We start from the raw sequence: 22,235 nt of genomic DNA on the forward strand, positions 1-22,235 counted from the left end.
ATGCTGTTTAAGGCTAGCTTTTTCCCTTTGCTAGCTGCGCTCTTAAACTCGCCATGCCTTGTTTATTAGACTGCTCTTTATGGGCTTCTGTCTTTTTCGCTTGCCCTAATTCCCAATTTAAATCGTCTTGTGGCAGTTCATGTAAAAATCGGCTTGCTTCTGTACGTGACACTTCACCAAACTGTCTGCGTTCTCTCGCGTAAGTGAATATTAACTCACGCTGTGCACGTGTAATACCAACGTAAGCTAAGCGACGTTCTTCTTCTACGCTACCTTCATCAATACTGGTTTGATGCGGTAATAAGCCCTCTTCCATACCAATGAGAAAAACATAGGGAAACTCTAAGCCTTTTGACGCATGTAACGTCATTAACTGGACTTGATCGTTATTGTCTTCTTCTTCATTGCGTTCCATCATATCTCGCAAAGTTAAGCGTGTTACTATTTGCGGTAAGGTCATCGGCTCTTCATCATCTGAGCCTTCTAACATTTGTGTTACTTGACTAAACAGCTCAGTAACATTTTTCATCCGCATTTCAGCCGCCTTTGCGCTTGGAGACGTATCATAGAGAAAATCTTCATAATTGATTTCTCGTATCATTGAACGTAATACGGCCGCGGTATCACCACGCTCAGTTTGGTCGGCAACATCCACTAACCATTGTGTAAATGCTTGCATCTTCATTAACGCACGGCCTGTTAAGGTTTGTTCTAGGCCTAATTCAAAACTGGCGGCAAACATACTTATTTTCCGCATATTAGCGTAATTACCTAGTTTTTCTAGTGTTCCGGACCAAGTTCTCGTTTAGGCACGTTAACAATCCGCAAAAACGCATTGTCATCATCTGGGTTAACCAATACCCGCAAGTATGCCATCACATCTTTAATTTCAGAGCGAGAAAAAAATGAGGTGCCACCACTAATTTTATATGGAATACGGTTTTGCATTAACGCTTTTTCTAGCAAGCGCGATTGATGATTACCCCGATATAAAATGGCATAGTCCTTATAGTGACTACGATTCATAAACCGGTGACCGATTAGTTCACCAATAATACGCGACACTTCATCTTCTTCATTTTTAGTTTGAACAACTCGAAGTTCAGGTCCATAAGCTAGCTCACTAAACAGTGCTTTATCGTAAACATGTGGGTTATTAGCAATTAAAATATTAGCGCACTTTAAAATACGGCCACTTGAACGATAGTTTTGTTCAAGCTTAATTAGCTTTAATTGTGGAAAATCTTTACCTAGTAACACTAAGTTTTCAGGTTTTGCACCACGCCAAGAATAGATGGATTGATCATCATCACCCACCACGGTTAAACGTCCGCGTTCGCCGGCAATTAACTTTACCACTCATACTGACTTGCGTTGGTGTCTTGATACTCATCGACTAACAGATAGCGAATTTTGCTACGCCGGCGCTCTCGTACTTCAGGATAATTCTTTAATAACAACGTAGGAATAAGAATTAAATCATCAAAATCGAGCGCATTGTAGGCTTTCATGTGTTGATGATAACGTTGATAAAATTCGGCAAATTCCTGACTATCAGCATCATGTGCCATTTTAAGTACAGCATCAGGCAATAATAATTCATTTTTCCAATTTGAAATTTTACTTTGCAGTTGGTTCAATAAGTCTTTATCACCATCAAGCTCATCGAGTGTTAATTCTTTTAGTAACGACAAACTGTCTTGATCATCAAACAGTGTGAACCCAGGTTTATACCCTAAAGTTTTAATTTCTCTGCGAACAATATCTAGCCCAAGCGAATGGAAAGTTGAAACGGTTAATCCCCGCGTTGACTCTTTCCCAAGCATTTTGATAATACGCTCTTTCATTTCTCGGGCGGCTTTATTGGTAAAAGTTACCGCGGCAATATTCCGTGCTTTGTATTCACACTTTTGAATTAAATAGGCAATTTTTTGGCAAATAACGCCTGTTTTACCCGAGCCTGCGCCTGCCAAAACCAGGCAAGGGCCACTGACATATTTTACCGCTTCGCTTTGTCCTGGGTTAAGTTTCATCGTCACTATTCATCTTATTACTATTTTCTCATTTACGTGGTCAAAAGAACCTAGTTATACTGGTAAACGCTGCTTTCTTCTCGCGCTTGAACTAAATTGCACTAAGCTTCATAGTTACACAAATGACTAAATTTTTACGGATGCTGATTTTACCTGTTTTTACTCATTAGCAAAACAGTTACAATGTGTTCAAGTGAAATTAAGACGTAATAGCTTAGGTATTAACTCAACTATTAACCCAAGTATTAACCCAGGTATTGAATATGATCAACGCAAAAAAATTGAAGAAATAGCTAAGCAAGTTACTGATGCTATTCCACCGAGTTTGAAAAATTTAGCTAACGATTTTGAAGATAAAACTAAAACCGTATTACAACGAAAATTATCTCAACTCGATGTTGTAACCCGTGAAGAATTTGACGTACAAACGCAAGTTTTAATTAAAACACGTACAAAATTGGCTGAACTTGAAGCACGTTTAGCTGAAATAGAAGCAAACCAAGGGACTGTTGAGTAACAAAAATTTCGAGTGATGAATACCCTAATACCACTTTGTCTAAGTTTATTATCGCCACTCGTTACTAACACTCAAAACATAAAAATCTCATGTTGAAATATGCGTTTATTCTCTTTGTTATCGTTGGATTTATGACAGACACTAGTGCAAACAGTTTTACTACCGAGTCACAGCTAACCTCCCGCTACAGTGACGAAATCGCTGACTTTTGGCAACAAGGTAAGTTTTCGCACTTTAGTGGTGTAAAAAACACACGTATTAACTATGCGGCATTTAGTCACAAAGACGAAAAATCAGCATCCGATCTTGCAAACACAACCCGTTTACCAAGAAAATGCCTCGTTATTTCTTCAGGCCGAAGTGAAGCTTATTTGAAATACAAAGAATTAAGCTTTGATTTATACAACCTCGGCTATGATCTTTTTATTATTGATCATCGTGGCCAAGGCTTATCAGAACGGGCACTTAATAACTCACACAAAGGGTATGTAGAAGATTTTCAATTTTATATTGATGATTTAGCTATTTTTATTGAAAGTATTGTCACCCCACACTGTACCCTTGGTGACAACACTTATAAACCGTACTTATTAGCTCATTCTATGGGGGAGCTATTGCGGCCCGTTTTTTACAAGACTACCCAGGTAAAATTCAAGCGGCTGTATTATCGTCGCCTATGCTAGGTTTTAAAAGTGGCGGTATTCCTGATGTTATTGCTAGATCAATAATTAGCACTTCAGCACAACTTAATGAGTGGTTTGATGAGACGCCGTGGTACTTTTTTGGCCAAAAAGATTTTGATCAAAAATCGGGCACACTTACCGATTTTGCCAATAATCCGCTGATGCATTCCGCCTTACGTTTTGAGAAATTTGCTCAGTTATATAACCAAACACCTGCTATTCAACTTGGTGGTGTCACCGTGCAATGGTTAAATGAATCACTCAAGGCACTTGATACAATATTTTCAAATATTGATAAAATAACAACACCGACGTTAGTGATCCAAGCGGGTGATGACAAGATTGTTAATAACCAAGCACAAAATGATTTTTGCCAAGCAACTACATCAGTCACACGTTCAATCATGCCCCGGCGGAAAACCTTTGGTAGTAGCAGGAGCGTATCATGAGTTGTTTTTTGAAAGCGATGTTTATCGTCAACAAGCTTTATTGGCTGCTATAACATGGTTTGAACAACACTAAGCTTGCTCTGTTTTTAACTCTTCAGCGACAACAGCGCTAGGGTCATGATGAATAAAGACTTCGCAAGGGGCAAATGATTGACAGATTTCTGCTTCAATATCATCCCCAATGCTATGAGCCTCTAGTAAAGATAAAGAATTATCTAGCTCTAAATGAAATTGTATAAACCGATAAACACCTGATTGTCTTGTGCGTAATTCATGTAAACCTAGCGCATAATCATGCGATAATACAATGCTTCGTATTTGCGTTACTTCTTCCTCGCTTAATTCATGATCCATCAATTGGAATACACTTTGATAAATAATTTGTCCCGCACCAAAGAGTAAATATAAACCCACAGCAACAGTAAAAGCACCATCTGCTTGTAGCCAAATGCCTTGGCTTAAATAGATTGCAAACAATACCCCTAAATTTAACAATAAGTCAGATTGATAATGCAGTGCATCAGCACTGATCACAATAGAAGATGTACGCTTAATGACGTAACGCTGAAAGACAACCAAAAAAAGCGTTAATGCAATAGCAATAATGGAGACGGCAATGGCAATATCACTTTGTACAATAACACGCGGGTGAAGTACTCTATCAACACCATTAAAGATAAGCAACGTAGCAGAACCTAGTACAAAAGCGGCTTGCACTAAACCGCCTAAACTCTCTGCTTTACCATGGCCAAATTTATGCTCATCATCTCCGGAGCTAACGCAAAACGCAGAATAACAATGTTCATTACAGAGGCAAATAAATCTAAAATAGAGTCAGTCGTTGAAGCCAAGATAGCGCTAGAATCACTAACCAACCAAGCATAAAACTTAATCACAACCGGCGTTAACGCTACTAATGAAGAGGTAATTGCGGCTAGGCGCACCCAGTAAGCATATTCCTCACTTTGTGTTAACGCCTCGGTTACCGCGGTTGTAGGTTTATTTTCTAACATGAAAAAGCAGACTTTACAGAAATATTGTCGTTATAATAGCAAACAACTAGGCTCTCACTCAAACTCAAGTGGTTATCATTATGTTAGATGTTGTACTTTTTCAACCGCAAATTCCCCCCAATACTGGTAACATAATTCGTTTATGCGCCAACTCAGGTTTCCGTTTACACTTAATTGAACCCTTAGGTTTTGATTTAGAGGATAAAAAACTACGACGAGCAGGGTCGGATTATCATGAATTCGCCGCCATTAAGCGACATAAAAATTTTAACGCTTTTGTTGAACATGAGCAGCCTAAACGCATATTAGCAATAACAACTAAAACAGATAATTATTATGGTGATGTCAGCTTTACTGAAGGCGATTATTTACTTTTTGGATCGGAAACAGCCGGTTTGCCTGAAGAAGTACGCATACAAATTCCCGATCAAGATAAAATCCGTATTCCCATGCTAAAGGAAAGTCGAAGCATGAATTTATCGAATGCCGCTGCCGTTATTGTGTATGATGCATGGCGTCAATTAGGCTTTATTAATGCAGTGTAATTAACGCCAGTCAATGAGTACTTCTAACGCAAAAATTGGGTTAAATAACAAAAAAGTGATGGGGATTATTCTTGTTTTTGATCACGAGACAGTAAATCTGCCGCTGCTAATTTAGCAGCTTTCCCCTGATACAACACTTGATACACTTGTTCAACAATGGGCATTTCAACATTCATACGCTCAGCTAGCATATAAACTTCTTTGGTATTACGGTAGCCTTCTACCACCTGACCAATATCTGCCATTGCTTGTTCAACGCCCATGCCTTGCCCTAATGCTAAACCAAAACGACGATTTCGTGATTGATTATCCGTACAGGTCAAGACTAAATCACCTAAGCCTGCCATGCCCATAAACGTTGCAGGATCAGCATCTAATGCTACGCCTAGTCGCGTCATTTCGGCCAAACCCCGTGTAATTAATGCTGTACGCGCATTAGCACCAAAGCCGATACCATCAGCAATACCTGCACCAATAGCAATAACATTTTTAACGGCACCACCTAATTGCATCCCAATAAAATCTTTATTGGGATAAACACGAAAGCATTTTTCACAATGTAATAAGTCTGACAATTCAGATGCAAAGCTTTCGTCTGTAGACGACAACGAAATAGCGGTAGGTAACCCAATTGCCATTTCTTTTGCAAATGTTGGTCCTGACAAAACGGCTAATGCCACTTTATCACCCAGAATTCGCTTAGCGACATTTTGTAATAAATCACCCGATTGTGGATCTAACCCTTTCGTTGCCCAAGCAACTTTAGCACCGGGCTTAAGCATTGGTTGAATATCTTTCAATATATTACCGAAGGCATGACTGGGCACTACGACTAAAATATTATCGCTTGCTTTAACGGCTACGGCCAAATCACTTGTAGGCTCCAAGCTATCAGGGAATGGACAACCGGCTAAATATTTAGTGTTTTCACGTGCGCTAATCATGTCATTAACTTGGCTAGCGTCACGCCCCCACAATAGTGTTTTATGACCATTTCTAGCTAAACAAATAGCTAATGCCGTGCCATAAGAGCCAGCACCCAATACTGTAATTTTGGCGGAAGCAGTCATAAATACCTTATAATTGTAGGGAAATGAAGTTTAACGCAGGAAAGTAGCGAGGTTTGATAACACCTTAAGAGCTATGGATTAACAGACACTCGCAGCTTAGTATTATTAACTAATGTGTTTCTGCACTTTCTGGTGCATTCACTTTTGCTTCTGCAGCACGTTGCTTCACATAAGACGCAAATAATGCCTCGAAGTTTACCGGTGACAAGTTAAATTGTGGGAATGAACCACGATTCACTAAACTTGCTACAGTTTCACGGGCATATGGGAATAAAGTAGTTGGGCAAAAAGCACCAATAGTATGTGCTAGTTGTGGTTCAGGTAAGTTACCAATAGTGAAAATACCCGCTTGTTGCACTTCAGCTAAAAAGGCAGTTTGCCCCTCAACCGTTGCTGTAACAGTTACAGCTAAAACTACTTCATAGGTATCATCTGCTATTTTGTTAGAACGCGTATCTAAATCTAACTGAATTTCAGGCTTCCACTCTTTTTGAAAAATTGCAGGAGAATTTGGTGTTTCAAATGAAACATCTTTTGTATAAATACGTTGAATTGCAAATTGTGGTTGTCTTTGGTGCATCTGTTGCTGCGGCTTCGCCTGCTAGGTTTTGGTTTTCATCACTCATGGGAATTTCCTGTATTTTGTATAAAAATTTAATATTTGTTTTAATCTATTTAGCGTTTAAGCTATTTTTATATCTTTTCGGCTAATTTTTTAATAATAATGCGTCAAGCTGATTGTTTCTTTCTAAAGCGACTAATTGATCACAGCCCCCTACTTGAACATCATCAATAAATATTTGTGGTACGGTATAACCACCACCACTACGTTCAATCATTTTTTCACGTAGCGCCATGTTACCATCAATACTCATTTCATTAATTTGTAACGATGGGTTTTGCAATTGTTTCTGTTCAAGTAATGCCATTGCATGTGAACAAAAAGGACAATACGCTTTTGTGTAAATATCGACTTTTGCCATAACCTCAATTCCTCTTGGAGCGCATTTTTTATTGCGCATTGTCTAAAGTGTTTAGTCAGTTACGAACAACACAACATTTATTTTTTCGTTACGGGTAAGCCAAGCACCTGTCCAAGCTCCCATGCCACCTTTCAATATACTAACGCGAGCAAAACCCGCCTTATGTAAATCATTGGCAATTTTTGTTGCGCTAAGACCGACACTACATACAACTATGATGGGATTTTCTTTGTGTTTTTCAAGGCTAACAAAGCCATTTTTATTGATTTTTTCATTGGATAGATTTATCGAATCAAGAATATGGCTTGTGTTAAAATCTTTTTCTGAGCGAATATCAAGGGCAACACCTTGCTCTCTATTCATTAAAAACGTTAAGTCTTGTGGGCTTATTTGCTTAACTGGTGATAAATTAATTTTAATCGTTGTTACGATGATCAACACAACAAGGGCAACCCAAATCGCACTTAACATGCCATTATTGCGGCAAACGTAATAAATTGTTCCATAAATGAGGACTCTATTAGTAAATAGTAAAAGGTGTGACTTTTTAATTAATTATTTTCATAAATAAAAAAATCGACACATTATACCCAAGCTGCTTGGAATTGCGAGTTTAGTTGTTGGCATTGGTAACCCCAGATGAATCATTTCTTACTTAATTAAATGGAGATCAATGTGTACAATATCGGTAATTTCATTTTAAGCACAATACAAGGCGAGTGATTATGTTGAACAAAGCAGCGTCGAACAAAGAAGGATCGATAAAAAAATCAACCGTGTTAATTATTTTAGATGGTTGGGGTTATCGCGAGCAAACGAATTCAAATGCAATACAAGCGGCTAACACACCTGTATTAGATAAGCTGAAAGTAGATTATCCCAATATGCTAATACAAACTTCAGGCATGGCCGTTGGATTACCCGAAGGTCAAATGGGAAATTCCGAAGTAGGTCACGTGAATTTAGGCGCAGGGCGTATTGTTTATCAAGATTTTACCCGTATAACCAAATCGATTGCAGATGGTGAGTTTTCGCAAACACCAAGCATTATGTAATGCTGTTGATAAAGCCGTAACACACAACAAAGCGGTGCATATTTTTGGTTTATTGTCACCAGGTGGTGTACACAGCCATGAAGACCATATTTTTGCAATGATGCAACTTGCTAAAGAGCGCGGTGCAACAAAGGTTTATTTACATGCCTTTTTAGATGGTCGAGATACCCCACCACGCAGTGCAAAAGGTTCATTAGAAAAAGCTCAACAAAAATTTGAAAAACTTTTTGCTAACTCAGAAAGCGAAGGTCAAATAGCCTCAATAATCGGTCGTTATTTTGCAATGGACAGAGACCAACGTTGGGATCGTGTTGAAGCGGCTTACGATTTGATGGTTTCAGGTAAAGGAAAGTACCAATACAACGACGCTTTATCTGCGCTTGAAGCTGCTTACCAACGTGACGAAAATGATGAGTTTGTTAGTGCCAGTGCGATTTTGGATAAACAAGGCAAAGCTGTAGAGATAAACGATGGCGATGCGTTAATTTTTATGAACTTTAGAGCCGATCGCGCTCGTCAATTTAGTCGCTGTTTTACTGAACAAGACTTTGATGGTTTCGCCCGTAAAAAAGTTCCTGCCATTAGCGATTTTGTTATGCTAACGCAGTATTCTGCCGATATTAAAGCAAATTGCGCCTTTGCACCAGAAGCACTAAATAATGTGATGGGCGAATGGCTAGCTAAACACAATAAAACACAATTACGTATTTCTGAAACTGAAAAATATGCCCACGTGACTTTTTTCTTTAGTGGTGGACAAGAAAGTGAATTTGAAGGGGAACAGCGCATTTTAGTACCTTCACCCAATGTAGCAACTTACGATTTACAACCCGAAATGAACTCCACTCTGCTAACCGATAAATTAGTCGAAGCAATAGAGAGCAGTAAATTTGACTTTATTGTGTGTAACTACCCTAACGGTGATATGGTTGGCCATACAGGGAACTTCGATGCCGCGGTGAAAGCCTGTGAAGCTGTAGATACCTGTATTGGACGTGTCGTTTCCGCATTGAAAAAAACCGGTGGTGAATGTTTAATTACCGCAGATCATGGTAATGCTGAACAAATGTTAGATGAAACCTCAGGCCAAGCGCATACTGCCCATACCTGTGGGCCAGTCCCTCTTATTTATGTTGGCAGACCTGCTACGCCGGCAAAAACAGGTGCTTTAAGTGATATTTCACCTACCCTTTTGCATTTAATGGCAATGGAACAACCCGAAGAAATGACTGGCTCCATTTTGATGCATTTAAGTTGATGCATTTAGATTAATGGGGCAAACTGTAAGTTAATCTACAAAAAGAATAACTTATTGATGCGCATAGCGATTACCTTCATTAAAAAAACAATAAGCAGCTGCCTAATAGTAAGCTGCTTATTTACCTCTATTGAATGCTTGGCAAGTGAGAGCAGTAACGAAATAGCAAAACAGCGAAACGCTGCCAAGCTTAATGATGTGCAGCAAGCTATTGCTAAACAAGAATCAAATATATTTGCAAAAAACAAAGCACGTTCAGTGTTAGAGAAGCAATTAAAAGATGACGATTTAGCCATTGCAAAAGTCGCCAAAGCAATCAGCGACACCGAACAAGCTTTAAAAGACACCCAACAAAAAATATCTATATTAAGTGACGAAAAGAAACAGCTGACCTCGCAAAAATTAACCCAAGAGCAATTACTAGCCAAACAACTTCGCTCTGCTTATACCACTGGCCAACATGATTATTTAAAATTACTGCTAAACCAAGCACAAAGCGAAAAAATTCAACGTACTATTACCTATTATCAATACATGAATAAAGCACGCATTGATGAAATAGAAAAATTTCAAGCGACTATTGCACAATTAGTGACGGTATCTGCAAAACATAAAGAACAAGTTGAACAACTCCAATCATTAAAACAAAGCCAACAAAAACAAAGAACTAAATTAAGTAAAAATAAAGATAGTCGTAGCAAAACGCTCGCATCATTAGGAAAAGAACTGTTATCAAGTAAGCAAAAATTGGCAAAACTAAAAGCAGATGAGGCGAATTTAGCTGCCGCACTGCAAAAGCTCGCTGCCCTTATTCGAGCAGAAGTTGATTTAATGGGGTTAAGCAAACTCAAAAGAAAATTATCTTGGCCCGTCAAGGGAAGATTACTTCGAAGCTTTGGTAGTAAAAAACAAGGTTACTTAAAATGGAAAGGCGTTTTACTAGGGGCGCCGGTAGGCAGACAGGTACAAACGATTCATAACGGTACGGTTATCTTCTCAGATTGGTTGAAAGGCTATGGCTTACTCACGGTAATTGACCATGGTAAGGGGTATATGAGTTTATACGCTCATAATCAAACCTTGTTAAAATCGGTGGGCGATCAAGTAGAAACAGGCGAGCCGATTGCGCTTGTTGGACAAAGTGGTGGCCAAGATCAAGTCGGGCTTTATTTTGAAATCCGTCATCAAGGCCAAGCGGTTAATCCAAGACTTTGGTGTCGTTAAATGATATGCTTCGCGCCCCTATTTATGACCAAACTCAATACCATAATGTCTGCTGTGTCTAATTTATTTTCACTCTATCTCTTTGTATTTTTGTGCACGTTATTTACTACGCCAAAGACAAGCAGCACCTGTTCGTATTGCGATTATTATTGACGATATTGGTTATCGTTATACCGACAAAAACGCCTTATCATTACCCGGTGCTATTACCTACTCTATTTTACCCCATACACCTTACGGCAAAAGAATTGCTATCAAAGCCAATGCCAACCACAAAGATGTTATGTTACATATACCAATGGAAGCAGAAAATGGTAAAAAACTCGGTCCTGGCGGATTAACGAGTGCAATGAATCAAAAAGAGATTGTGGCAAGCTTGAATGCTTCTTTAACAGAAATTCCTTTCGCTATTGGTATTAACAATCATATGGGTAGCCACTTAACACAATTAGATGATCCTATGCTATGGACAATGAACTTTTTGAAACAACACCATTTATTGTTTTTAGACAGTAAAACTAGCCCGTACTCTAAGGCTGAAAGTATCGCAAGAATGGTAGGGGTACCTGTACATAACCGTCATATATTTCTCGATAATCAATTAACTCAAAGTTACATTACTAAACAGTTTCAGGCATTAATTCGCCAAGCAAAATCTCAAAAAATGGCCATTGCAATTGCCCACCCACACCCAGAAACTATTCAAGCATTAAAACGTTTGCTTCCGACACTAGCCAAAAATAATATTGAGCTTGTACCACTCTCTGATTTGTATTCAACACTTGAGGCGTATCAAACTCAATTAGTGGTTGGCGAATAACAAAAAATAATATCCGTTTCAATAATAAGTAAAACTATCAAGATAGAAGCAAGTAAAGTTTTAATGCTTATTTTTCAATAATTTAAAAGCATATTAAACCGTTCTCAGGTTAAATAAATAACGAAGTAGTTGGTGATTTTGGCCAGTAGAAATCATTAGCATAAAGTGTGTTAACCAAATATGACAATTACGTGAAGTTTACCTTTCGCTACTTGTACACAAAGCACTGTTCGCTTACCATCTGGTCTAGACCAATAAAAATTAACCTATTGAGATAGTAAGCACATGGCACATTATTTACTTTTAACACCCGGCCCGTTAACCACTTCAGAAACTGTTAAACAGTCAATGCTTCAAGATTGGTGCACATGGGACGATGACTACAACATAGACGTTGTACAAAAAATTCGACACGATTTACTCATTTTAGCCACCTCACATCAAGGTTATACCAGTACTTTGTTACAAGGTAGTGGCACCGCATGTGTTGAAGCGGTTTTAGGAAGTGCTATTGGCAATAATGATAAAATTTTAGTGATCGATAATGGCGCTTACGGCCGCCGCATGGCTGAAATTTGTGAAGTACTTAAATTAAATTATCATGTGATTAAGCTCGACGAAGTAATGGTGCCTAATGTTGAAGATATCGCCAAAGCATTAACTGCTGATATTGGCTTTACCCATTTAGCCATGGTTCACTGTGAAACAACTACAGGTATGTTAAACCCCATCGCTGCAGTAGCAGAACTTTGCCAACAACATAGCGTAACTTTTATTCTTGATGCTATGTCAAGTTTTGGCGGCATGAGATTTGATATTGGTGAGCTCGATGTGGGCTTTATGATCAGTTCTGCTAATAAATGTATTCAAGGGGTACCCGGCTTTGGTTTTGTTATAGCAAAACAAACATTGATGAAAGAATGCAAAGGTAAAGCCCGTTCACTTAGCCTAGATTTATATGACCAATGGCACACCATGGAAACATCTAATGGCAAATGGCGATTTACCTCACCCACTCATGTAGTAAGAGCATTCGCGCAAGCAATGAAAGAGCTAGAACTAGAAGGCGGTATTTCAGCAAGAGCGAGCCGTTACGCCACCAACCAAACAGTATTAGTTGAAGGGATGCGAGAGCTAGGCTTTACCACCTTGTTACCTGATGAACACCATTCACCTATTATTACCTCTTTTGTCTCACCAAGTGAAACTGAATATGACTTTAAACGTTTCTATCACGCGTTAAAGCAACTAGGTTTTGTGATTTATCCTGGCAAAGTATCTAATGCCGATTGTTTCAGAATTGGAAATATTGGTGAAGTTTACCCTGAAGACATTAAGCGATTAATCACTGCTATAGCGCAAGCAAAATACTGGTGACGCATTATTTTAAATCAATAAAACTCAAAAAAAACTAAACACTCTATTAGAGTGTTTAGGCAATAGAATAGTGTATTACCTTTGATCTATACGATATAAAATACGCAAGAAACCCTAGTGACTTTCCACCTTAATTTCTATCGCGCCATGAACCCAGTATTCAATGTTATAGTCAACTAAGATGTGTTCGGCCGCATAACGTTGACGAATTATTTTTAAACAAGATGCACCACTGTTTAAATTTAATAATTTGGCAACATGTCCAGGTAATGCTGTAACATAAATACTACTGCTTTCTGCGGTAATATTAACTTGATAGTCGTCCTGAAAAATAGCCGTAATTGATCCTGTTAACTCTTTATCAGGTAAACCAATAAAATCATCCGCTAAACAATATATTTCTTCAACCATGACGGGACGTTCATCTAATGAACGAACACGACAAATTTCATATACCTTTGTGGGTTGATTAAATGCTAGATTAATTGTATTAAGTAATAGTTGCTTTGACTCCTCCTTTTCTTGGTTCAACTGACTAAAATCCGAGTTAAACATAAGTTTTTCTATCGAGACTAACCGTGTATCGGCAACAAAATTTTGCTCATGCGCTAATTGATAAAAATTAACTTTATGTACGGGATTCCACTGTAACCGAGGCGGACAAATAAACCCGACCTTTACGGTTTTGACGATAAATAACCCCTTCAGCCTCTAAACGTATAAGCGCCTCACGCACGGTAATCCTAGTTGAATTAAATTGCTCAAGTAATTCACGTTCAGACGGCAATTTTTTCATATCAGGCTGTTCAGCAATTAAGCTAAAAAGGTATTCTCGTATTGCTTGGTAAAGTAACATTTTTATCTTGTAGCTCCATTAATATTTGATAGCTAATATTTGTTTTATCATCAATAACCACGGTGTTAAAGATACTGTAATAGGTTCATTTGGTTTACCTAAATCATCATATTGCCTTAACGCTACGGCTTGATGAAAAAAGGGGTTAAGTTCAAATAACTTTTGCTGTTGTTCTGACATTCTACCACCTTGTTGTTGCAAAGTTTGTTCACTGGCATAAGACAAGGACACCGCTATTCGCTTTTGTTCATTTGATTTTGCAGCGAGATAACGCTTAGCTTCAACATGATAACGAATGGGTTGATAAACGCTAGCAGGAAATTCCCTTTGTGCTAACCAATTAGCACCTATTTCAGCATGGTTCACATGTCCCCATTGATCAAAACCTTCAAGCTGTTGTTGATCAGCAATAAAATGACCAATATCATGCAATAACGCGGCTACAATAAGTAGGGTTGGAGCGTTATCTTGCTTAGCATGATGGGCGCAGCTGATCGCATGGATTAATTGATCACATTGTTCACCATAGTGCTGACCACCATAATCACTAAACATTTGTTCTATAACCGCACAGGTATCTGATGCTTTGACTTGATCTACTTTTGTTGCTTGGATAGCTTTGTTGGTATTAATGGTCATTATTTATCGGCTTTACCCGCTGCTGCTGCAAACTTTGCTAATTGCTGATCATACCACTTAGGTGATTGCCCTTTATCTTCAGCTTGTTCTTTTCTTAAAATGGCATGCTTAACCATCTGAGTACCAATATAACGAATGGGCTCAGGCGGAAAAGTGCTTAACGGGCCTTTTGCCATTGCTGATCGAGTCCATGCATTGTCCAACTCAAGCACTAACGACGACAATATATCGCCCCCTAAGTAGCTTTGCACTACACCATTACCTGAATACCCTAAGCCATAAAAGACATTATTATCTGGTGTCAATGAACCAAAGAAAGGCACACCCGTGGTAGATCGATCCGAAGCACCTGTCCAAGTGGTTTCAAAACTTGTTTTCAGTGTAGGAAAAAACGCAGCAAATGACGTCTTCAACATACCACTGAACTGGCTTGGTTGATCAAAGGCAGATAACATTTTATTTTTATAAGAAAAGAGATTACCCCCTTTTCCAAGCATTAGACGACCATCTTCAGTGGTTCGATAGTAATGCACAAATATTCGCGAGTCTGCTATCGCTTTTCCATGAGTTAACCCTATTTCAGCTAATTGTTCAGGTATAGGTTTTGTGATTAACATATCTGAAGAAACTAACACAATATGGCGGTTAAATTCTTTGAAATGTTGCCCCATCCAGGCATTTACTGCAAATACCACTTTTGTTGCAGTAATTTTCGCATCAGGGGTTTTTATCTTCACAGGCTTACCGCTTTCCATCGTTAAGTAAGGCGTATGCTCAAAAATACTAATGCCTAGTGCAAGCGCCTGCTTAACTAAGCCCACCACTAACTTGCCAGGATGTAAACTTCCGGCCTGTCGGCGTTTCAATACCAAGAATATTTTTTGCAGAGCCTGTTAAGTTTGCTATGGTCTTAGGGTCACAGTTTTTCCAACGATTAACATTATATTGCTCAAGCAAAGCTAGCGGTTGTGCAACAGACCTCTTTTGCGCTTGATTAGTCGCTGTATAAATAGCCCCGTCCGTTCTAACGTCAGCATCAATATTATGGCGTTGACAAAACGAGGCGATATCAAATACCGCTTGCTCTGACGCCTTAACAAGACGAATAGCCTCTTGCGCTCCAAATAAAGACATTAAAGTATTAAACTTAGTCGAAAAGGTGAGCATGCAACCACCATTTCTTCCCGACGCTCCTTGTCCACAACGCCCTTTTTCAATAATAACAATATTTAATGTGGGATCTTGCTGTTTAAGCTTAATGGCGGTCCATAATCCGGTATAACCGCCACCAATAATACAAACATCCGCTTTAATATTTTTGCCCAAGGCCGGCATTTCAGGCATAGCAATTTCTGACAATGCCTGCTTAAACCAAAAAGGAGTTTGCTGCTGATATGTTGAATTCATGGACGCTCATTTCTCACACGTAACGCCATAATTTTCTGAACAACGCCTCGTGCATCGGCTAATGAATCAACAACAAAATGAGCGCCTGCTTGATATAAGGTATCGTAAGCTTTTAGCTTTAATTGCGCTTGCTCTGTAGCTGATAGGGCTTGCCATTCTTGCTCGGTTAACCCTACCGCATTACCCGTTAATGCAAGCCCTACAGTCCACATGCCGGCATTAAGACCTTCGGTGATTCCGGGTGCTGAATCGTCAAATTTTATGCAATTGGCAACATTATTTACTCCAAGTTTTTGAACATTTTGTAGTGCCATCCAAGGGCCCGGACGAGAGCCGACTTGTAAATCGTCACTTGCCACCCAACAATCGGGCTGATAGCCATAATCTGCAGCAACCGGTACAAGTATTTCCATTACTTCACGCGGGTAACCCGAACATGAACCAATTTTAATGTCATGGCTTTTTAGCCAATTAATCGTATCTAATGCGCCATTAATTGGTTTTGCATGGTCAACCACCTTGGCCTTTTGTAAAGGCATAAACGTTTTGTAAATTTCATCAACAACGTCGTCACTCATCGCTGAACCAAATTGCTGACTCCAACGTTGGTCGACACTGGGTAACTGCCCCAAGGTTTTAATATGATCCCATTTACCCATTCCCATTGGCACGCGAGCTTCGTCTAATGAAATATCAAAATTATAAGCCTGTTTAAATGCTTCAACAAAAATGGTGGTTGGTGCAACTGAGCCATAATCAACAACAGTACCACCCCAATCTAGTACAACGGCTTCAATTTTATTCATAGATAATTCCTTACAACTTAAAATGTTTTTCATGGGTTAATTCTGTTGAAATAACCCGATAAATGACTAAATATTTGTTTCACCTAACGCAAGGTTAGTGGCTTGATTAGATGAATTTATTGAGTGTGTTTGTACTCGCTTTTGAACTTTTAATTTATAACCAAAATATACCAATGAGCAACACACTAAAGCGCCACCGGCAATAGCGACGAAGTAACACAACTGGATAAAGAAATTTAACCAACTAATGTCAGGCGAGGCAAAAGTGCGATATAACAAAATACTGACACTACCTACATAGCCGGCTGAGTCAGCTAAATAAATCAGAAATCCGGCATTGGCGGTTGACCCTACCGCTGAAATCATACGGTCGAACAGAAAGCAATTATAAGGGATGTAAGCAATGTATAAGCCAGTGCCTAGCCATACCATCCAAGACTTTCCGTCTATCCATTGTTGTTGAAACGCAAAGGTAGTAAGTCCTAGTAAACAACAGCCTAATAAAATAAAACCATGGTTAGTTAAAAATGCTTTTACGTTATCTTTTACTAAGACCATTGCAGCTAAAACGATTAACACAACCCCTGCTATACGTATTCCCGCATAAGTAAAGATTGCCGGCTCTTCGCCATAACCAAGTGCTTGCCAAATTTCAGCTGAAAAGTTATCGCGAAAATCACGCAAGCCAGTAAATAATAAAAAGCTTGTTACCAATAAAATTAACCCCGGCGCAAATTTGACAAAAAACTTAAGCCTTTGTTGTGCGTTCATTGGTGCTCTTACTTGTCTTGCTAACCTATCATTTATTGAAGGAGGTGGTGTTTGCGAGAGAAAAAACACCGAGACAAACAAAGGAACGATAAAGATTGCGCCTGTTGTGGTGGCATCCAATATTCAGTCACTTGCATATCGACAAGCAACCACTGTCCTACGGTACGTACTAGACCTGAGGCAACAATAAAGGTAACGCTTAAAAAAGCCCCTAATATTTCAGAAGTTTTACGTCCTTCTAAAAAGCTAAAGACGATCCCCCAAATCATGCCAAGCGGAATACCATTAATAAACATCATCATTGGTTTCAGCGGCTCTGGCACTACAGCAAATAATACTAATGCAAGTTGTGCAACCATCACTAAACTAAGTAGAGTTAAGGCTCTGCGGCTCGCAGTTAATTCTGAAACTACTTTAATGCCAATAAACTTTGACAGTAGGTAACCTAAAACCTGTGCTAATACTAAAGCGACTTTAAAATCCATTCCTAAGAGATCATCGCCTTGTTCGTACGTGCCTACCGAAAATGGCTTTCTGAAAGCATACATACAAAAATACGTCATAAACGCAGCACTAGAGGCATAAACAACAAATATTGCAGTATGACAGCGTTGAAGATAAGAGCGTAATGCAGACATAATTTTACCTAGACCTTAAGCGAGTAACTTTTTACCTTGTTGTAAAAAGTAAATAACACTGGGAAGGTAACCCTTCCCAGTTGACAGTACGATTAAAAGAAGTCGTATTTAAAGCCAATTTGACCACGAAGACCGTAATATTCGATTTGGTTAGGTCGTTGCTCTGAGCCAGTAAAATACTGTAAAGGCTCATCAGTTAGGTTGTTTAACTCTAGGTATATCATGGCATTATCATTAATATAATAAGAGGCTGTTGCATCAACACTGGTGTAATCGCCGTAGTAAGTATCTAATGTGCTATTGCTACCATGATCTTCGATATATTTGCCTTTGTGGTTTACCGCAACACGTGCAGCAAAATCACCATTGTCGTAGTAAAGCGCAAAGTTATAGAGCTTGTCAGCTTGACGTGAGATTTGTACTTTATCTTCACGACCTGGAATATCCATTTCAGAATCCATCAAAGTGAAGTTAAAAGAGAAGCCGAAATCTTCAAGACTATTATCAATAAAACCTAAGCTTGAATTAGTCGCAAACTCTAGACCATGCAACCACGCATCATCACCATTTAATGGACTTTTTACTGTTACCGATTGTCCTCGATATGTACCCTGAAAACTTTGTGAAAATACCGGATCAATAATTTGCTTATAGAAGTAACCAAGCGTAACTACGCAAGATCATCAAAATAATGCTCATACATTAAGTCAAAGTTATTTGAATACGTTGGGTCTAAATTTGGATTCCCAGAGTTTAATTGGTTTTCCATTTCCAAATACGTTGCTCCTGGTGATAACTGACCAAAGTCAGGACGAGCAAAGCTACGAGTTAAAGCTAAACGCACATTGCTTACGTCACTTTGATGATAAGTCACATGCAATGATGGCAGAACAGACCAATAATCTTTACCACCTTTTTCTTGCTCTACGCTAGTACCTGAATCATTTTCTACCGCAACAAAACCGTCAACATCTGTTTTAGTTTGAGTAGCACGGAGCCCACCTAATACGGTCCACTTATCTGAGGCTTTGTAAGTTGCCATACCATAAACAGAAGTATGAGTTTCTTCTAAGTCAAAGTTTCGGCTTAACCCACCACCGTTTTCTACTACTTCTGAGTCGCCTGATAAGAATGACAATTTATGTTGGTTATCGTCCCACCAATGCTTCAGGTCATTTACAGGGATAACTTGTGAAAAATGTGATTGATAATCAATAGAAAAATCATCTAAATATTCTGAACGCCCCGGTTGATCAACTAATGAAACATCTAAATCATTGGCAACGTCGGCTAACGTTGGTGTAGGGCCAAATTCAGCTTCGTTCGCCCATAAAACTTATCGTAAAAGCCGGCATTACGCTCTTTGGAACGATATTTAACACCTGTTTTTAATTCTAACTTTTCATTATACGAATGTATTAAATCAAATTGCGCAACAATTTTGTCACGTTCTTTAATGTCTATTCCATAAAGCTCAACATCAGCTAAAACCGCTTGCGTTGGGTCCATTTGCCAATTGCTAGGTAAGTGCATACCAATGTCTAACGCCGGATCTGTACCGCCATCAATTTCATTATAAATAAGCCCACTGCCGGTTTGCACACCATCACGCATACCTACTTCATCATCAAACTCGACACCTTGCTTAAATTTAACGACATAATAAGCATTGTCATCGCCATTAGGGATATCACCATATTCAAACTGGTTTTGGTAAGTACTTAATTTCCATTCAAAGCGTGTGTTAATATTAAAGTCATGCTCACCACCAATTTCTAATCCACTCATTTCAGTGATCAATTCATTATATATATGTTGTAACTCAACGCGATTTTTATTATATCGAACGCGTGTTTTATAGTGAGTTTCTTCGTCAGACAATGTGCCATACATTGCTTTCGCGTAAACCAGTCCATCATCTAACAAATATTCACCGGCAAGGTTCAAACCATAAGTGGTGCGTGTGCCTGTGTAATCACGTAATTCTAGACGATGCACACCGGCAACACCGTCACTGTCAATTTCACGACGTGGCTCATAGTTATCAGTAGCCCAATCACGTTCCCAACCCGTTGCGTTAATAATAAAACCAAACTTGCCATCGTCAGAACGGTCACCATATAAAACATTAAATGAATGGCTACCGCCTTCCGCTTTTTCTGCACTACCCACACCAAGATTTAATGATAATGTTCTCTCGTCAGGTGCTCTGCGGGTAGTAAAGTTGATATTTCCGCCAATAGCATCGCCTTCCATATCTGGGGTAATCGCTTTTGATACTTCAACAAGTTCAATCATATCCGTTGGAAAAAAATCAAATGCAACCGCTCTACTGGTCGTTTCTTCTTCTGCAGTTGGAAGACGATCGCCATTTATTGAAGTGGAGTTCCATTGCGCAGGTAAACCACGGACAGCAACAAAGCGCCCTTCGCCTTGGTCACGTTCAATAGAAACCCCCGGCATACGTTGAACAGCCTCAGCCGCATTACGGTCAGGCAATTTACCAATACCGTCAGCAGACATTACATTTTTAATGTTGTTTGCTTCTTTTTGCATATTCATGGCCATCATAGTGCCGCGACGCATGTAACCCACGGCAACAACTTCTTCCATGGCTTGGTCATAAATATTGACGGTTAAATTACCAATATCCGTTGATTTATTATCAATAACCTTAATATCAAAGTCGCTCGACGGATAACCAAGATATTCAATACGTAACGTATGATCGCCCGCAGCTAAATGGTTTAAACTAAATTGACCTTTATGGTCAGTTGCTGTTTGTAATTTACTCCCTACAACAGTTATTTTTGCGCCAGACAAGGCGCCTGAATTATCTAATACTGCGCCTGAAATAGCGCCATCAGCAAAAGTATTAAAACTGCTTAAGGCTAAGAGGCTTGCGGCAATTGGTGTTAGCTTTGTCATGTTGTTTCCTGTGCTCTAATTTAGATTATTATTAAAAACTGGTCTAGACCAGAATATTTAGCATAGTCTATGGGAAAGTTATGACATTAATATTTCAGAAAATTGAAAAATGATAATTAAACAAGAAATTGTTATGAATTTACATTCTCGTTGGATTTTTATGGGAAAATTGCGTCACAAGAAATCCTTCTGTGTGCGCTATCTAGCATAGCGTAAGCCTTCAAGGTTTACGCTATGCCAGTTAGAATGGGATCATTATACAAACTTTGGTGATTACTACCCTAAACGTAATAATTGAGTTGACTGAATATCCACTACCACTTAATTTTATTTTCTTTGATTATCTGATGTAGATATTTAACGGGAATTGCATAGGTTATTCCGCTCGGCTTACTTATCACATCCTCTTTCGTTGTTTGCACGAATACTTTATTAATAATACCTAATACTTCACCTGTTTTCATATCATACATAGCACTACCACTATTACCAGGGTAGGCTGTAGCGTCTAGTTGATAAGCTAAGTAGGGATTACGCATACGTTTAAGCATTTTCAAACTTATTTGTCCTGCAGTTTGTGCAGGTACAACAGTTGGCGTAGTGCTAGATATTATGCCTCGATGTGTCACCGGATATAAACCCAGTACCGCACCAATAGGAAACCCAGTAAAAGCGATATAAGTCCCATCACCACGAAACTGCTCATCTGCCAATGTCATGGCCGGCAAGGCAGCGCCTGATAGTTTTAAAATAGCTAAATCGTATAATGGTGAAGTAACAACTATTTCTGCTTCTCGAACCATTGCTTCCTTACCAGAGCCGATAAATACCGCCATTTTCTGTAGTAAATTGTCATCTAATTCTGTCGGTAACACATGCGCATTAGTTACCACATAGTGTCCATCACCAATGACAAAGCCTGTTCCGTGCAAAATATTTTGTGGTCTACTCGTTGGCGTGTGAATACCGACCCCAACTACCGAAGGTTTAATTTTTGCGACTAGATCAACAAACTCTGCTTTTACAGTATTGGTGTACAGCGCCAAAACAGCCAATAATAATCCGTGTAATATTTTCATACGTTTCCTTTGTTAAACCTTTATAAGAATCAAGACATTATTGTCTGTAGTGTTTAGTATTTAGTTTACCTCAAATACACTAAT

Annotated in this window: 21 protein-coding genes and 4 pseudogenes; 7 read left to right on the forward strand and 18 right to left on the reverse strand. The window is 38.9% G+C overall.

Going from position 1 to position 22,235, the window contains the following annotated elements; translation table 11 throughout:
• Positions 1–13: 13 nt before the first annotated feature.
• Positions 14–2,033, reverse strand: a pseudogene (gene rep / locus L3081_RS00670) (DNA helicase Rep).
• Positions 2,034–2,289: 256 nt separating this feature from the next.
• Here rep and ubiK point away from each other — a divergent pair.
• Together ubiK and L3081_RS00680 are read left to right on the forward strand one after the other, a co-directional pair.
• A complete protein-coding gene (gene ubiK, locus L3081_RS00675; RefSeq protein WP_242285423.1) occupies positions 2,290–2,550 on the forward strand; it encodes a ubiquinone biosynthesis accessory factor UbiK in 261 nt (86 codons plus the stop codon).
• Positions 2,551–2,681: 131 nt separating this feature from the next.
• A pseudogene (locus L3081_RS00680) lies at positions 2,682–3,682 on the forward strand (alpha/beta fold hydrolase).
• 69 nt (positions 3,683–3,751) lie between these two features.
• Here L3081_RS00680 and L3081_RS00685 read toward each other — a convergent pair.
• On the reverse strand, positions 3,752–4,399 hold the full coding sequence (locus L3081_RS00685; RefSeq protein ID WP_242282756.1) for a cation diffusion facilitator family transporter: 648 nt from the start codon (positions 4,397–4,399) through the stop codon (positions 3,752–3,754).
• Positions 4,400–4,407: 8 nt separating this feature from the next.
• Positions 4,408–4,695, reverse strand: coding sequence for a hypothetical protein (locus L3081_RS00690; protein ID WP_242282757.1), 288 nt, complete (start codon positions 4,693–4,695; stop codon positions 4,408–4,410).
• 80 nt (positions 4,696–4,775) lie between these two features.
• On the opposite strand from L3081_RS00690, the gene trmL reads away from it, so the two are divergent.
• Positions 4,776–5,240, forward strand: coding sequence for a tRNA (uridine(34)/cytosine(34)/5-carboxymethylaminomethyluridine(34)-2'-O)-methyltransferase TrmL (trmL, locus tag L3081_RS00695; protein ID WP_242282758.1), 465 nt, complete (start codon positions 4,776–4,778; stop codon positions 5,238–5,240).
• A gap of 65 nt (positions 5,241–5,305) precedes the next feature.
• Here trmL and gpsA read toward each other — a convergent pair whose 3' ends face one another.
• From gpsA to L3081_RS00715, 4 genes are all read right to left on the reverse strand, one after another.
• A complete protein-coding gene (gpsA, locus tag L3081_RS00700; protein ID WP_242282759.1) occupies positions 5,306–6,310 on the reverse strand; it encodes an NAD(P)H-dependent glycerol-3-phosphate dehydrogenase in 1,005 nt (334 codons plus the stop codon).
• Positions 6,311–6,419: 109 nt separating this feature from the next.
• On the reverse strand, positions 6,420–6,890 hold the full coding sequence (gene secB / locus L3081_RS00705; RefSeq protein WP_242282760.1) for a protein-export chaperone SecB: 471 nt from the start codon (positions 6,888–6,890) through the stop codon (positions 6,420–6,422).
• 127 nt (positions 6,891–7,017) lie between these two features.
• Complete coding sequence (grxC, locus tag L3081_RS00710; RefSeq protein WP_242282761.1) at positions 7,018–7,293, reverse strand: glutaredoxin 3; 276 nt, start codon at positions 7,291–7,293, stop codon at positions 7,018–7,020.
• 51 nt (positions 7,294–7,344) lie between these two features.
• Positions 7,345–7,764 carry a rhodanese-like domain-containing protein gene (locus L3081_RS00715; RefSeq protein ID WP_242282762.1) on the reverse strand — a complete coding sequence of 140 codons (420 nt, stop codon included), beginning with the start codon at positions 7,762–7,764 and terminating at the stop codon, positions 7,345–7,347.
• Positions 7,765–8,018: 254 nt separating this feature from the next.
• Between L3081_RS00715 and gpmI the strand changes: the two are divergent.
• From gpmI to phnW, 4 genes and pseudogenes are all read left to right on the forward strand, one after another.
• A pseudogene (gene gpmI / locus L3081_RS00720) lies at positions 8,019–9,606 on the forward strand (2,3-bisphosphoglycerate-independent phosphoglycerate mutase).
• A 138-nt stretch (positions 9,607–9,744) separates the two neighbouring features.
• Positions 9,745–10,830: a murein hydrolase activator EnvC family protein gene (locus L3081_RS00725; RefSeq protein WP_242282763.1), complete on the forward strand. Its 1,086-nt coding sequence runs from the start codon at positions 9,745–9,747 to the stop codon at positions 10,828–10,830.
• Between the two features lie 82 nt (positions 10,831–10,912).
• A complete protein-coding gene (locus L3081_RS00730) occupies positions 10,913–11,650 on the forward strand; it encodes a divergent polysaccharide deacetylase family protein (protein ID WP_242282764.1) in 738 nt (245 codons plus the stop codon).
• Between the two features lie 285 nt (positions 11,651–11,935).
• A complete protein-coding gene (phnW, locus tag L3081_RS00735) occupies positions 11,936–13,027 on the forward strand; it encodes a 2-aminoethylphosphonate--pyruvate transaminase (RefSeq protein ID WP_242282765.1) in 1,092 nt (363 codons plus the stop codon).
• A gap of 114 nt (positions 13,028–13,141) precedes the next feature.
• Here phnW and L3081_RS00740 read toward each other — a convergent pair whose 3' ends face one another.
• The 11 genes and pseudogenes from L3081_RS00740 to L3081_RS00790 form a co-directional block, all read right to left on the reverse strand.
• Positions 13,142–13,582, reverse strand: a complete 441-nt coding sequence (locus L3081_RS00740) for a UTRA domain-containing protein (protein ID WP_242282766.1) — start codon at positions 13,580–13,582, stop codon at positions 13,142–13,144.
• A 73-nt stretch (positions 13,583–13,655) separates the two neighbouring features.
• On the reverse strand, positions 13,656–13,883 hold the full coding sequence (locus L3081_RS00745; RefSeq protein WP_242282767.1) for a winged helix-turn-helix domain-containing protein: 228 nt from the start codon (positions 13,881–13,883) through the stop codon (positions 13,656–13,658).
• Between the two features lie 18 nt (positions 13,884–13,901).
• Positions 13,902–14,522 (reverse strand): HD domain-containing protein, encoded by a 621-nt coding sequence (locus L3081_RS00750; protein WP_242282768.1) that lies wholly within the window; start codon positions 14,520–14,522, stop codon positions 13,902–13,904.
• Positions 14,522–15,388 carry an FAD-dependent oxidoreductase gene (locus L3081_RS26050; protein WP_274620258.1) on the reverse strand — a complete coding sequence of 289 codons (867 nt, stop codon included), beginning with the start codon at positions 15,386–15,388 and terminating at the stop codon, positions 14,522–14,524. Before L3081_RS26050 ends, L3081_RS00750 begins: the two co-directional genes overlap by 1 nt.
• The gene (locus L3081_RS26055) at positions 15,330–15,929 is read right to left on the reverse strand and encodes an FAD-dependent oxidoreductase (protein WP_274620259.1); all 600 of its coding nucleotides are present in this window, start codon (positions 15,927–15,929) and stop codon (positions 15,330–15,332) included. The genes L3081_RS26050 and L3081_RS26055 overlap by 59 nt, the downstream gene beginning before the upstream one ends.
• On the reverse strand, positions 15,926–16,735 hold the full coding sequence (phnX, locus tag L3081_RS00760) for a phosphonoacetaldehyde hydrolase (protein WP_242282769.1): 810 nt from the start codon (positions 16,733–16,735) through the stop codon (positions 15,926–15,928). Before phnX ends, L3081_RS26055 begins: the two co-directional genes overlap by 4 nt.
• A gap of 66 nt (positions 16,736–16,801) precedes the next feature.
• Positions 16,802–18,144: pseudogene (locus L3081_RS28830) on the reverse strand (DUF5690 family protein).
• A gap of 92 nt (positions 18,145–18,236) precedes the next feature.
• Positions 18,237–18,788, reverse strand: coding sequence for a TonB-dependent receptor domain-containing protein (locus L3081_RS00775; RefSeq protein ID WP_338027227.1), 552 nt, complete (start codon positions 18,786–18,788; stop codon positions 18,237–18,239).
• Between the two features lie 26 nt (positions 18,789–18,814).
• Positions 18,815–19,360 carry a TonB-dependent receptor domain-containing protein gene (locus L3081_RS00780; RefSeq protein WP_338027228.1) on the reverse strand — a complete coding sequence of 182 codons (546 nt, stop codon included), beginning with the start codon at positions 19,358–19,360 and terminating at the stop codon, positions 18,815–18,817.
• A gap of 74 nt (positions 19,361–19,434) precedes the next feature.
• Entirely contained in the window at positions 19,435–21,072 is a 1,638-nt protein-coding gene (locus L3081_RS00785) for a TonB-dependent receptor (protein WP_242282771.1), read from the reverse strand.
• A 314-nt stretch (positions 21,073–21,386) separates the two neighbouring features.
• Positions 21,387–22,151 carry a S1 family peptidase gene (locus L3081_RS00790; RefSeq protein ID WP_242282772.1) on the reverse strand — a complete coding sequence of 255 codons (765 nt, stop codon included), beginning with the start codon at positions 22,149–22,151 and terminating at the stop codon, positions 21,387–21,389.
• Positions 22,152–22,235 lie beyond the last annotated feature (84 nt).

Origin of the sequence: Colwellia maritima (assembly GCF_022669015.1) — a bacterium.
Classification (GTDB): domain Bacteria; phylum Pseudomonadota; class Gammaproteobacteria; order Enterobacterales; family Alteromonadaceae; genus Colwellia; species Colwellia maritima.